9 protein-coding genes are annotated in these 12,685 nt (G+C 71.2%); 6 read left to right on the forward strand and 3 right to left on the reverse strand.

Annotated features, from left to right (window positions below; all coding sequences use genetic code 11):
- Nucleotides 1-2 precede the first annotated feature (2 nt).
- From nuoL to nuoN, 3 genes are read left to right on the forward strand one after another with little or no spacing between them, the layout of a single operon-like run.
- On the forward strand, nucleotides 3-1,904 hold the full coding sequence (gene nuoL, locus AB0M18_RS01060) for an NADH-quinone oxidoreductase subunit L (protein WP_365754442.1): 1,902 nt from the start codon (nucleotides 3-5) through the stop codon (nucleotides 1,902-1,904).
- 5 nt (nucleotides 1,905-1,909) lie between these two features.
- Complete coding sequence (locus tag AB0M18_RS01065; protein WP_365754444.1) at nucleotides 1,910-3,499, forward strand: NADH-quinone oxidoreductase subunit M; 1,590 nt, start codon at nucleotides 1,910-1,912, stop codon at nucleotides 3,497-3,499.
- The gene (gene nuoN, locus AB0M18_RS01070; protein ID WP_365754446.1) at nucleotides 3,496-5,145 is read left to right on the forward strand and encodes an NADH-quinone oxidoreductase subunit NuoN; all 1,650 of its coding nucleotides are present in this window, start codon (nucleotides 3,496-3,498) and stop codon (nucleotides 5,143-5,145) included. The genes AB0M18_RS01065 and nuoN overlap by 4 nt, the downstream gene beginning before the upstream one ends.
- A 57-nt stretch (nucleotides 5,146-5,202) precedes the next feature.
- Here nuoN and AB0M18_RS01075 read toward each other — a convergent pair whose 3' ends face one another.
- Nucleotides 5,203-5,772 (reverse strand): hypothetical protein, encoded by a 570-nt coding sequence (locus tag AB0M18_RS01075; protein WP_365754448.1) that lies wholly within the window; start codon nucleotides 5,770-5,772, stop codon nucleotides 5,203-5,205.
- A 187-nt stretch (nucleotides 5,773-5,959) separates the two neighbouring features.
- Between AB0M18_RS01075 and AB0M18_RS01080 the strand changes: the two genes are divergently transcribed.
- Nucleotides 5,960-6,439 (forward strand): hypothetical protein, encoded by a 480-nt coding sequence (locus AB0M18_RS01080; protein ID WP_365754449.1) that lies wholly within the window; start codon nucleotides 5,960-5,962, stop codon nucleotides 6,437-6,439.
- On the opposite strand, the gene fahA is transcribed toward AB0M18_RS01080, so the two are convergent.
- Nucleotides 6,436-7,665 (reverse strand): fumarylacetoacetase, encoded by a 1,230-nt coding sequence (fahA, locus tag AB0M18_RS01085; protein ID WP_365754450.1) that lies wholly within the window; start codon nucleotides 7,663-7,665, stop codon nucleotides 6,436-6,438. The two genes, AB0M18_RS01080 and fahA, sit on opposite strands and share 4 nt — an antisense overlap.
- 302 nt (nucleotides 7,666-7,967) lie before the next feature.
- On the opposite strand from fahA, the gene AB0M18_RS01090 reads away from it, so the two are divergent.
- Nucleotides 7,968-9,239: an LPXTG cell wall anchor domain-containing protein gene (locus AB0M18_RS01090; protein ID WP_365754451.1), complete on the forward strand. Its 1,272-nt coding sequence runs from the start codon at nucleotides 7,968-7,970 to the stop codon at nucleotides 9,237-9,239.
- 83 nt (nucleotides 9,240-9,322) lie between these two features.
- On the opposite strand, the gene AB0M18_RS01095 is transcribed toward AB0M18_RS01090, so the two are convergent.
- Nucleotides 9,323-11,353, reverse strand: coding sequence for a CocE/NonD family hydrolase (locus AB0M18_RS01095; protein WP_365754452.1), 2,031 nt, complete (start codon nucleotides 11,351-11,353; stop codon nucleotides 9,323-9,325).
- A 208-nt stretch (nucleotides 11,354-11,561) separates the two neighbouring features.
- Here AB0M18_RS01095 and AB0M18_RS01100 point away from each other — a divergent pair, with 208 nt between their 5' ends.
- Nucleotides 11,562-12,572, forward strand: coding sequence for a polyprenyl synthetase family protein (locus AB0M18_RS01100; protein ID WP_365754454.1), 1,011 nt, complete (start codon nucleotides 11,562-11,564; stop codon nucleotides 12,570-12,572).
- Nucleotides 12,573-12,685: the final 113 nt, after the last annotated feature.

Below are 12,685 nucleotides of genomic sequence, written 5' to 3' on the forward strand. Positions count from 1 at the left end.
CCGTGGACAACCTCATCGCGCTGCTCGTCGCGGCGCCCCTGCTCGGAGCGGCCGTCCTGCTGTGCGGCGGACGGCGGCTCGACAAGGCCGGGCACTGGCTCGGCACCCTGCTCGCCGGCTCGTCCTTCGTGATCGGCCTGGTCCTGTTCGCCGACATGCTCTCCAGGAGCGCCGACGACCGGACCCTGTACCAGAGCCTGTTCAGCTGGATCCAGGTCGGGAGCTTCCAGGCGAACATCGCCTTCCAGCTCGACCAGCTCTCGATGACCTTCGTCCTGCTCATCACCGGGGTCGGCACGCTCATCCACGTGTACTCGATCGGGTACATGGAGCACGACGAGCGGCGGCGCCGCTTCTTCGGCTACCTCAACCTGTTCGTCGCGGCGATGCTGCTGCTCGTCCTCGCCGACAACTACCTGCTCCTCTACTTCGGCTGGGAGGGCGTCGGCCTCGCCTCGTACCTCCTGATCGGCTTCTGGCAGCACAAGCCCAGCGCGGCCACCGCCGCCAAGAAGGCCTTCCTGGTCAACCGGGTCGGTGACATGGGCCTGTCGATCGCGATCATGCTGATGTTCACCACCTTCGGCACCTTCACCTTCGGCCCGGTCCTGCAGTCCGCGGCCCACGACGGGGCGAGCGAGGGCAAGCTCACCGCCATCGCGCTGATGCTGCTGCTCGCCGCCTGCGGCAAGTCCGCCCAGGTGCCGCTGCAGTCCTGGCTCGGCGACGCGATGGAGGGCCCGACCCCGGTCTCGGCCCTCATCCACGCCGCGACCATGGTGACCGCCGGTGTCTATCTGATCGTGCGCTCCGCCGCCGTCTTCAACGCGGCGCCGGACGCCCAGCTCGTCGTCACCGTCGTCGGCGCCGTCACGCTCCTCTTCGGTGCGATCGTCGGTTGCGCGAAGGACGACATCAAGAAGGCGCTGGCCGGCTCGACGATGTCGCAGATCGGCTACATGATCCTGGCGGCCGGCCTCGGCCCCATCGGCTACGCCTTCGCGATCATGCACCTGGTCACCCACGGCTTCTTCAAGGCCGGGCTCTTCCTCGGCGCCGGTTCGGTCATGCACGGCATGAACGACGAGGTCGACATGCGGCACTACGGCGGCCTGCGGAAGTACCTGCCGGTCACCTTCGCCACCTTCGGCCTCGGCTACCTCGCGATCATCGGCTTCCCCGGCCTGTCCGGCTTCTTCTCCAAGGACAAGATCATCGAGGCGGCCTTCGCCAAGGGCGGCACCGAGGGCTGGATCCTCGGCGCCTGCGCCCTCCTGGGCGCCGCCATCACCGCGTACTACATGACCCGCGTGATGCTGATGACCTTCTTCGGCGAGAAGCGCTGGCAGCCCGACGACAAGGGCGAGCTGCCGCACCCGCACGAGTCGCCCAAGGTGATGACGATCCCGATGATCCTGCTGGCCTTCGGCTCGGTGTTCGCGGGCGGCTTCTTCGGCATCGGCGACCGCTTCGTGACCTGGCTGGAGCCGGTCACCTCCTTCGAGCACGGGCACCCGCCGATCAGCGCCGGGGCGATCACCGCCTCCACCGTGGTCGTCATGGTCCTCGGCGTCGGACTCGCCTGGCTCCAGTACGGGCGCCGCCCGGTGCCGGTCGTCGCCCCGCGCGGCTCCCTGCTCACCCGGGCCGCCCGCCGCGACCTGCTCCAGGACGACTTCAACCACGTCGTCTTCGTCCGCGGCGGCACCCACCTGACCCGCTCCCTGGTCTACGTCGACCACAGCCTCGTCGACGGCGTGGTCAACGGCACCGCGGCCTCCGTCGGCGGGCTCTCCGGCCGGCTGCGCAAACTCCAGAACGGCTACGCCCGGTCGTACGCGGTCTCCATGTTCGGAGGCACGGCCGTGCTCATCGCCGCGACCCTGCTGATGAGGGCGGTGTGACTGCCATGTCCCAAGTGGTCAACGCGGGCTTCCCGATCCTGACGTTCACGGCGGCCGTTCCGGCCGTCGGCGCGGTGCTCACCGCCGCCGTCCCGGCCGCCCGCCGCACCGCCGCCAAGTGGCTGGCACTGCTCGTCTCGCTCGCCACGCTGGCGCTCGCCGCGGTCGTGTTCTTCGCCTTCGAGCCCGGCGGCGACCGGTACCAGTTCGTCGAGTCGCACGCCTGGATCAAGGACTTCGGCGTCCGCTACGAACTCGGCGTGGACGGCATCGGGGTGGCCCTCATCGGGCTCACCGCGCTGCTCATCCCGTTCATCGTGCTCGCCGGCTGGCACGACGCCGACCCCCTGGAGACCGCCTCCAAGCGGTGGCGGCCCACCCAGGGCTTCTTCGCCCTGATCCTCATGGTCGAGGCGATGGTGATCCTCTCCTTCGAGGCCACCGACGTCTTCCTCTTCTACATCCTGTTCGAAGCCATGCTCATCCCGATGTACTTCCTCATCGGCGGCTTCGGCGACCGCGCGCACAGCGGCACCGACGAGAACGCGGCGGCCCAGCGCTCGTACGCGGCGGTCAAGTTCCTGCTCTACAACCTGGTCGGCGGCCTGATCATGCTGGCCGCGGTCATCGGGCTCCACGTCGTCGCCGGAAACTTCTCCCTCACGGAGATCGCCGAGGCGCGCGCCAACGGCAGCCTGGAGATGGCGACCAGCACCGAGCGGTGGCTGTTCCTCGGCTTCTTCTTCGCCTTCGCGGTGAAGGCGCCGCTGTGGCCGCTGCACACCTGGCTGCCCAACGCGATGGGGGAGTCCACCGCTCCGGTCGCCGTCCTCATCACGGCCGTCGTCGACAAGGTCGGCACCTTCGCGATGCTCCGCTACTGCCTCGGGCTCTTCCCCGAGGCGAGCAAGTGGGCCACCCCGGCGATCGTCGTCCTGGCGCTGATCAGCATCGTCTACGGGGCACTGCTCGCCGTCGGCCAGCGCGACATCAAGCGCCTGGTGGCCTACGCGTCGATCTCCCACTTCGGCTTCATCATCATGGGCATCTTCGCGATGACCAGCCAGGGCCAGTCCGGCGCCACGCTCTACATGGTCAACCACGGCATCTCGACCGCCGCCCTGATGCTGGTCGCCGGCTTCCTGATCTCCCGGCGCGGCTCGCGGCTCATCGCCGACTACGGCGGTGTGCAGAAGGCCGCGCCGGTGCTCGCCGGCACCTTCCTGATCGGCGGTCTGGCCACCCTGTCGCTGCCCGGACTCGCCCCGTTCGTCAGCGAGTTCCTGGTCCTGGTCGGCACCTACTCGCGCTATCCGGTGGCCGGGATCATCGCCACCACCGGCATCGTCCTCGCCGCGCTCTACGTCCTCGTCCTCTACCAGCGGACGATGACCGGCCCGGTGAAGGAGGAGACCCGCGCCATGCCGGACCTGCGGGTCCGCGAGCTCGCGGTGGTCGCCCCGCTGATCGCGGTGCTGATCTTCCTCGGGGTCTTCCCCCGGCCGCTGACGGACGTCGTCAACCCGGCGGTCCAGCACACCATGTCCGATGTCCAGCAGACGGACCCCGAGCCCGAAGTGGAGGCGGCCAAGTGACTTCCACGGCTGTCCACACCCTGTGGACGACGGCCGCCGGGCCGATCGACAAGATCCCGGCACCCCACATCGAGTACACCCAGCTGGCGCCCGTCCTCATCGTGGTCGGCGCCGCCGTGGTCAGCGTCCTCGTCGAGGCCTTCGTGCCGCGCAAGGGCCGCCACCACACCCAGGTGTTCCTGAGCGTCCTCGCGCTCGCCGCCGCCTTCGCGGCGGTCGTCGGCCTCGCCGCCGGCGGCTACGGCTCCACCAAGGCCCACATCGCGGCCATGGGCGCCATCGCCGTCGACGGACCCGCCCTCTTCCTCCAGGGCACCATCCTGCTCGCCGCCGTCCTCGCGGTGCTCACCTTCGCCGAGCGCAGGCTCGACCCGGCCGACCACGGCCACAAGGTCGACTCCTTCGCCGCCGAAGCCGCCGCCGTGCCCGGCAGCGAGCAGGAGAAGGCGGCCGTCAAGGCCGGCTTCACCACCACCGAGGTCTTCCCGCTGGTCCTGTTCGCGGTCACCGGCATGCTGGTCTTCCCGGCCGCCAACGACCTGCTGACCCTCTTCATCGCCCTGGAAGTCTTCTCGCTGCCGCTCTACCTGCTGTGCGCCGTCGCCCGCCGCAAGCGGCTGATGTCGCAGGAGGCCGCGGTCAAGTACTTCCTCCTCGGCGCCTTCTCCTCGGCGTTCCTGCTGTTCGGCATCGCCCTGCTCTACGGCTACGCGGGCTCCGTCTCGTACGCCACCATCGCCGACGTCGTCAGCGGTGACGTCCCCGCGATCGACCCGGCGCTCGCCGGCACCATGGGCAACGACGTGCTGCTGCTCATCGGCTTCGCCATGGTGCTGATGGGCCTGCTCTTCAAGGTCGGCGCCGTCCCCTTCCACATGTGGACCCCGGACGTCTACCAGGGCGCCCCGACCCCGGTCACCGGTTTCATGGCCGCGGCCACCAAGGTCGCCGCCTTCGGCGCGATGCTGCGCCTGCTGTACGTGGTGCTGCCGGGCCTCACCTGGGACTGGCGGCCGGTCATGTGGGGCGTCGCCATCGTCACCATGCTGGGCGGTGCGATCGTCGCCATCACCCAGACCGACATCAAGCGGCTGCTCGCCTACTCGTCGATCGCGCACGCCGGCTTCATCCTGGCCGGTGTCATCGCGGCCACGCCCAGCGGCGTCTCCTCGGTGCTGTTCTACCTGGGCGCCTACACCTTCGTGACGATCGGCGCCTTCGCCGTCGTCACCCTGGTGCGGGACGCGGGCGGCGAGGCCACCCACCTGTCCAAGTGGGCCGGTCTGGGCCGCCGTTCGCCGCTCGTCGCGGCGGTCTTCGCGGTCTTCCTGCTCGCCTTCGCCGGCATCCCGCTGACCTCCGGATTCTCCGGCAAGTTCGCGGTCTTCAAGGCGGCGGCGGACGGCGGCGCGGGCGGGCTCGTCGTGGTCGGTGTGATCTCCTCGGCGATCGCCGCGTTCTTCTACATCCGGGTGATCGTGCTGATGTTCTTCAGCGAGCCGAAGGCGGACGGCCCCACGGTCGCCGTGCCCTCCGGACTCACCTCGGTGGCGATCACGGCCGGTGTGGTCGTGACCCTCGTGCTCGGCTTCGCGCCGCAGTACTTCCTGGACCTGGCAGGCCAGGCGAGCGTGTTCGTGCGCTGACGGCAGGACAGAGGGCCCGGTCTCCGCGTGCGGGGGCCGGGCCCTTCGTCGTACGCCCTACGGCTTCTCGTGCTTCTCGGTGCACGGGGTGCAGTGCACGCGCGGGTTGTACGGGGTGAAGACGCCCTTCGGGTTCTTCTTGAAGATCCAGGCGTGCAGCGAGTAGTGGGGCCCCACGGGCTCGAAGTCGAAGGGTCCGTCGAAGCCGCGGTCGAAGATCCGCGGCCTGGGCTGGCCGGTGTTGGGGACGACCCACTCGACGGCGACCAGTTCGCGCTTGCCGGTCTTGTGGTTCGGTGCGTACAGCACGGCGGCCGGCTTGGTCGGGTCGGTGGAGCCGACGTTCGCGGGCTTCACGTAGTGGTAGCCCATGCCGCCGAGCTTCGGGTCCTCCACGCAGTCGTCGGTGCGCAGATAGCCGTCGTCGATGGCCGCCTGCTCGGACTTGTACTTCTTGGTGGCCTCGTACGTCTTCTGCAGGTCCGGGTGCGGGAAGTCGTGGCCCTTCGGGTCCTGCGCCTTCGTCACGGGTGCGGCGGCCGAGACGGCCGGGGCGGCCCCCAGGGCCAGCGAGGTCGCGGCGGCCAGCGCGAGCGCGGCCATGAGGGGGCGGGGTCGTGCGGACATGTGTGTCTGCTCCTCGGGAGGGGTGGGCGTGCCCGGAGCGGGCCGCCTGACGCGGGCGGGCTCTCCCCGGGCACCCGCCGTCCCCTGAAGCCTCACCCGCGGGCCGGGGAGGCCGCACGCGGGGGTGACCCATTGGAGGTCGCCGAGGAGCCCGCCCTACCCTGATGCGGAACCAGGGGGTGGGCGGATGACGACCGAGCCGACGGAGACGGAACCGGTCTGGCTGGTGGCCGCGAACGTGGTGGCCTGGCGCCGCTGCGGAGAGGGCGGCCAGGAGCTGCGCAACGGCACGAAGGCGTTCCGGGGCGGGGCGAAGGTGTACGTCCTGCGGGCCTATTGGGGGCCCGGAGGCGACCGGCTCACGGCGCTCGGCCGGGAGCGGCACACCAGCCGGTGGGTCGTCGTCGATCTGGCGACGCGCCATCTCTACAACTTCCGGGCCAAGCAGGTGCACAGCCCGCGCGTTCTGGAGCGCATCGCCGCACACCGGTACGGCGGCGGGTTCGGCACGGCGGAGCGGGCGGGCGAGATCGCCGGGACGCTGGAGCGGTACGCGCGCCGGGACCGGGCCGCGATCTCGCCGCACAGCCCGCACCCGGAGCACTGCCTGTGCCATGTGTGCCTCACGGGGGAGGCACACAGGGCGGCAGCGGAAGCGGAAGGCTAGACCGGGTTCGGGACGATCCGGCCGGTGACCTCGCCGAGGGCGACGCGGGTGCCGTCGGGGCCGGGGGCCCAGGCGGTCAGGGTGACCTCGTCGCCGTCCTCCAGGAACGTGCGCTTGCCGTCGGACAGGTCGAGGGCGTCGCGGCCGTTCCAGGTGAGTTCGAGGAGCGAGCCGCGCTGGGCGACCTCGGGGCCGGAGACCGTACCGGAGCCGTAGAGGTCGCCGGTACGGAGCGAGGCGCCGTTGACGGTCATGTGGGCGAGCTGCTGGGCCGCCGTCCAGTACATGGAGGCGAACGGCGGCTCGGCCACCACCTCGCCGTTGATGGCGACGCTGATCCGCAGGTCGAAGCCGCCGGGCTCCTCCTCGGCCGAGTCGTCCAGGTACGCCTGGAGCTCGAAGTCCCGCGCGGGCGGGGCGACCCGGGCCGCGTCCAGGGCCTCCAGGGGGGTCACCCAGGCGGACACGGAGGTCTGGAAGGACTTGCCGAGGAACGGGCCGAGCGGCACGTACTCCCAGGCCTGGATGTCCCGCGCCGACCAGTCGTTGAGCAGGGACAGACCGAAGACGTGCTCGCGGAAGTCGGCGAGCGGGACGGGCGTGCCGAGCGTGGACGGGGTGCCGACGAGGAAGCCGACCTCCGCCTCGATGTCCAGCTTGACCGACGGCCCGAAGACGGGCGCCGGGTCGGTCGGGGTCTTGCGCTGGCCGGCCGGACGGACGACGTCGGTGCCGGAGACGACGACGGTGCCGGCGCGCCCGTGGTACCCGATGGGGAGGTGCTTCCAGTTCGGGGTGAGCGCGTCGCCGTCGGGGCGGAACATCCTGCCGACGTTGGTGGCGTGGTGCTCGCTCGCGTAGAAGTCGACGTAGTCGGCGACCTCGTACGGCAGATGCAGGGTGACCGCGTCGAGCGGGTGCAGCAGCGGCTCCACGACCGGCCGGTGCGCGGGCACGGTGACCCAGCCGACGAGCGCCCGCCGCACATCGCGCCACGCGGTGCGGCCGGCCGCGAGCAGCGGGTTGAGGCTGGGCCGGTCGAGCAGCGCGGCATACGGCGACCCGAGGGCGTGCGCGGCGGCCCCGGCGTCGAGCACGTACCCGCCGATCCGGACACCGACCCTCCGGCGGTCCGGCTCGTCGGCGGTGGAGAAGACGCCGTACGGAAGGTTGTGCGGGCCGAAGGGGTCGCCCTCGGGCAGGTCGAGCGGGCTCTGCTCGGGCATCGGTGCTTGCCTCGCTTTCCAGGTGTGTGGGGGACACGTTACGGGGCGTGCGCCGAGGCGCTGATGACATGTGTCACACAGAAAGTGCGGCCTCCGTGGGCAACTGTCCGGGTTGGCGTTCTTTGTGGAGCCGGTGAAGGCGCTGTGTCGACTTAGCGCCTGTCGCGGACTCGTCAATCTCGCTGTTCCGGGCCTTATTCCGGTCATACGATCGGGCAATGTCGCGCCGCGTGACGTATCCGCGGGCGCGATCCCCACAACTCTGTTTGTTTTCCCTTTGGTCCTACCAGAAAAGGTCCATCTTGAAGATCCGCCGCATTCTCGCGACCGCCGTGGCCGCCGCCGTGACCACGCCGGTCGTGCTCCTTTCCGCCGCGCCCGCGTTCGCCGACACGAAGCCGGCCGCGCAGACGCAGGACCAGCAGCCGACGATCGAGGAGCTGAAGCTCGCGGTCGCCAAGGCGCAGGCCGCGTACGACGCCGCTGTCATTGCCGAGCAGAAGGCTGTGGAGGCCGTCGAGGCCCTCGCCAAGGCCGGCAACCCGCTGTACGACGCCGCCACCGCGGCGAAGAAGGCGTCCGACGAGGCCGCCGCCGCGAAGACCGCCGCCGACGCGAAGCTGGAGCAGGCCAAGAAGGACCTGGCCGCCCTGCCCGAGAACGCGACGGAGGAGCAGAAGACCGCCGCCCAGCAGGCCGTCACCGCCGCCGAGGCCGACGCCGCCACGGCCAAGACCACCGCCGAGACCAAGGCCACCGCCGCCGCCCAGGCGCAGACCGCCCTGGACGACGCGCGCGTCGCCGCCGCCCGTGAGATCGGGAAGGCCCAGGACGCCAAGAAGAAGGCGGCCAAGGAGCTCGACGCCGCCAAGAAGGCGCTCGCGGACGCCCTGGAGGAGGAGCCGGGCGAGGAGTGCGAGGTCGACAAGAACCTCGTCACGTCCGTGACCGGCCCGAAGAAGATCACCGCCGGTGCCAGCGGCGTCTTCACCTTCCGCGTCACCAACAAGGGCAAGGTCGAGCTGGGCGAGGTCGGCGGCTACGCCGAGGCCTTCAACATGAGCGACGACCTCGACAAGTACCTCCACCTCACCTGGTCCTCCGCCACCAGCCCGAAGTGGCAGGCGGTCGACAACGAGGAGGGCTTCTCCAGCCTCTCCTCCCTCAAGCCGGGCAAGTCCTTCGACTTCAAGCTGAAGGTCGCGGTCGACGCCAAGGCCCCCGCCGGTGACGGCGTCGTGGTCGCCGGCGGCGCCTACATCAACGAGGACGGCTCCTGCGGCTGGGCCGAGGACGGCTCCTACGCGGAGTTCGGCATCGTCAAGGCCGGCAAGCCCAGCACGGGCAACGGCGGCTCGACCGGTGGCAACGGCAACACCTCCCAGCAGGGCGGCCAGTCCACCACCCCGGTGACCACCGGCACGTCCGGCTCGTCGACCACCGGCGGCTCGCTCGCCAAGACCGGTGCGGGCTCCTCCACCATGCCGATCGCCCTCGCGGGCGGCGCGGCCGTGGTGCTCGGTGCCGGTGCGATGGTCATCGTCCGCCGCCGTAAGGCCGGTTCGGACGCCTGATAGCGCAGCGCGATAAAGGGCCCGCATTCCGTCACGGAATGCGGGCCTTTCCGCGTGTCATTACCCGTTCGTTCAAACGGAATTCAGCCCGCCGTGCGCGGAATGCGTTCCTCCCACGTGCGGTGGAAGACGACCTCGTCGCCCTCCTTGCAGATCACCTCGTCCGACGTGAGGAACGCGTCCGCGTCGCAGGAGATCTCCGAGCGGGTCTCGATCCGCACGTCCCAGGCCAGTTCCGGGCGGTGCAGCCGGATCGTCCAGTCGGAGCGGGTGCGGGCGGTCAGCGGGCCGGAGTCGGCGATGGTGTACGTCTCGGTCGCCTCCTCCGTGTACTCCAGGCCGTCCGGGTGGACCCGGGTGCCGCCGGGGCGCGGGTCGACCTCCAGGCGCCATTCGCCCTTGGCCACGTCCCGGACCACCACCCGCTCCGGTCGCGGCTCCTCCAGCGTGCGCGGGTAGCTCACGCCGAGGGGTTCGGACTGCTCGGGCTCCGCCCACTCGACGGCGTCCTCGGCGGGCGCGCGGACCGGGAGGGTGAGGGAGGAGCCGGCCGGGTCGAGGGTGAAGCCCGCCGCGTCCGGCTGCGGCCAGATCCAGGGCCAGTACGTGGAGGAGACGGCCAGCCGCACCCGGTGCCCGGGCGGGAAGGCGTGGCCGGCGCCGTCGAGATCGAAGACGTACGACTCCCACTCGCCGATCTGCGCCTCGACCGCGCGGTCCGCGCCGTAGCGGGCGGAGAGGTTCAGCATGCCCCGGGTGACCAGGGTGGAGGAGCCGTCCGGCGCCACGTCGCAGAGCCGGGCGACGACTTGGCCGGTGGGCGCCGGTGTCATCAGGCGGAGGCTGACGGAGGGCCGCCCGAGGATCTCCAGGGGTGCCCCGCCCTCCAGGCCTGCGCCCGTGCCCGGCACCGGGAAGTCGAAGCAGGCCGAGTGCGCGTCCTCGTCCCGCTGGTCGGGCGGCAGGTCGGCGTCGTTGCCGCGTGGTACGAAGCGGCCCGCGTCGAGCCCGGTCCGCTGCGGCGAGTCCACGACGACCGGGGCCCCCTGGAAGGCGTACGTCACGGGGGTGACGTTCGGCGACGGCCAGGACGGGTCGGCGACCCAGCGGCCCGGCAGCTCCTCGTACACCGGGGCGGGCGGATGCGACGCGCTGATCCAGGAGCGCAGCAGCGGCTCGGCCATCACGTCGTTGTCGACGCCCTTGAGGTGGTGGTCCCACCAGCGCAGGGTCTCCTGGAGGAAGCCGATAGCCGGGCCGGGCGGCAGGCAGCGGTCCGGGTACTGGTGCGACCAGGGCCCGACGATGCCGCGCACCCGGTCCTGCGGCAGGTGCTCGACGAGCCGCAGCACGGTGTCCCGGTACGGGTCGTGCCGGCCGCCGACGGCGAGCACGGCCGCCCTGATCGAGGCGTGGTCCTCACGGACGCCGCCGTGCCGCCAGTAGGCGTCACGGGTCTGGTGGGAGAGCCAGGTGTGCACGAACGGGCGTACCGCCTCCATGCGCCGCAGCCACAGATCGCGCCATTTCTCGCCGGCGTACTTCGGGTCCGGCGGCCGTGACACGAAGGCGAGCAGCGATGCGGCCCGGGCGTGCATGGCGCCGGCGAGGACCGAGCCGCCCCGGTAGTGCGCGTCGGCGTCGTAGCGGTCGTCACTGGAGCAGACGGCCACGACCGCCTTCAGCGGCTCGGGCGCGAGCGCGGCGATCCGCAGGCTGCCGGTACCGCCCCAGGCGATGCCGAACATGCCGACCCTGCCGGTGCACCAGGGCTGCTCGGCGAGCCAGTGCACCACCGCCACGCCGTCGGCGAGCTCGACCGCGTCGTACGCGTCGCCGGGCAGCCCCTCGCTGTTGCCGTGCCCGCGCACGTCCACCCGTACGGAGGCGTAGCCGTGGCCCGCGTACCAGGGATGCCGCTGCCGGTCGCGCGGCGCGGTCGCGTCGGTGAGGCGGTGCGGCAGGTATTCGAGCAGGGCCGGTACGGGCTCGTCCGTGACCGGCCGCCACACGCGCGCGTACAGCCGGGTGCCGTCCGGAAGGGGGATGCGGACGTCCTCGTGGCGGGTCTCGTAAGGGAAGTCGGTACGGATCCACGGCTTCGTTCTGGACATAACGCCTACTCCTGGTCGTATCGACTGATCACGAACATACCGGGGGTGACGGGAAGGCGCCCACGGTGATCGAAACGTGACCGGATACGCTGGCTTGAGTGAGTGGACCGACACATCGACAATCCCTGTCACCGGGGTGTCGCAGACGCGCGGTCCGGCAAGCGTCAGGGCAAGCGTCAGTAGGCGTCAGCAGACAGGAGAACCCCTCGTGACCGTCGTCGGGCCGTTCGGCCTCAGCGTGCGGGACCAGGCCCTCGAAGCCGACGTCCAGACCGGTCTCGCCGCCGTGGAGGCCGGCCTCCTCGACGCCACCAAGAGCGACGTGCCGTTCATCACCGAGGCCGCGCAGCACCTGGTGCTCGCCGGCGGCAAGCGGTTCCGGCCGCTGCTCGTGATGCTCGCCGCCCAGTTCGGCGACCCGTACGCGCCGGGCGTCGTGCCCTCCGCCGTCGTCGTCGAACTCACCCACCTCGCCACGCTCTACCACGACGACGTCATGGACGAGGCGGCCGTACGGCGCGGTGTCGACAGCGCCAACAGCCGCTGGGGCAACTCGCTCGCCGTCCTCACGGGCGACTTCCTCTTCGCCCGCGCCTCGCACACCCTCGCGGACCTCGGCCCCGAGGCCGTACGCATCCAGTCCGAGGCGTTCGAGCGGCTCGTCACCGGCCAGATCCTGGAGACCGCGGGCCCGCAGGAGGGCCGCGACCCGGTCGACCACTACCTCGACGTGCTCGGCGGCAAGACCGGCTCGCTCGTCGCCGTCTCCTGCCGCTTCGGCGCGATGATGTCCGGCGCCGACGAGTCCGTCGTCGAGATCCTCACCCAGTACGGCGAGCGGCTCGGCGTCGCCTTCCAGCTCGCCGACGACGTCCTCGACATCGCCTCCGACTCCCACGAGTCCGGCAAGACCCCCGGCACCGACCTCCGCGAGGGCGTCCCCACCCTGCCCGTCCTCCACCTGCGCGCGGCCGCGGCCGCCCACGGCCGCCCGGAGGACCTGGAGCTGCTGGCCCTGATCGAGAGCGACCTCACCGACGACGCCCGCCACGCCGAGGCCCTGCGCCGCCTGCGCCTCCACCCGGCCCTGGAGCAGGCCCGCCGCGACACCGTCCGCTACGCGGAGGAGGCCCGCTCGATGCTCTCCCCGCTCCCCGAGGGCTACGCGAAGGCGGCCCTGCAGGAGATGTGCGACGCGGTGGTGCACCGGGCGGGTTAGCCTCTGCGCGCCCTCGCCGTACGGGGGGCCGCCCTAGGGGTGGGTCATCCTGGAGGGGTACGGCAGGTTGATCCCGGGGGCTGACGATTCGCCGGCGCCGTCCTGGTGAGATG

The organism is Streptomyces sp. NPDC051909, from assembly GCF_040681095.1.
Taxonomy (GTDB): domain Bacteria; phylum Actinomycetota; class Actinomycetes; order Streptomycetales; family Streptomycetaceae; genus Streptomyces.

What these genes read in the sequence shown, in the direction of transcription:
- AB0M18_RS01080 (WP_365754449.1), top strand. Translation starts at nt 5,960, where the DNA reads ATGACGACCGAGCCGACGGAGACGGAACCGGTCTGGCTGGTGGCCGCG.
- AB0M18_RS01075 (WP_365754448.1), bottom strand. Translation starts at nt 5,772, where the DNA reads ATGTCCGCACGACCCCGCCCCCTCATGGCCGCGCTCGCGCTGGCCGCC.
- AB0M18_RS01095 (WP_365754452.1), bottom strand. Translation starts at nt 11,353, where the DNA reads ATGTCCAGAACGAAGCCGTGGATCCGTACCGACTTCCCTTACGAGACC.
- fahA (WP_365754450.1), bottom strand. Translation starts at nt 7,665, where the DNA reads ATGCCCGAGCAGAGCCCGCTCGACCTGCCCGAGGGCGACCCCTTCGGC.
- AB0M18_RS01065 (WP_365754444.1), top strand. Translation starts at nt 1,910, where the DNA reads ATGTCCCAAGTGGTCAACGCGGGCTTCCCGATCCTGACGTTCACGGCG.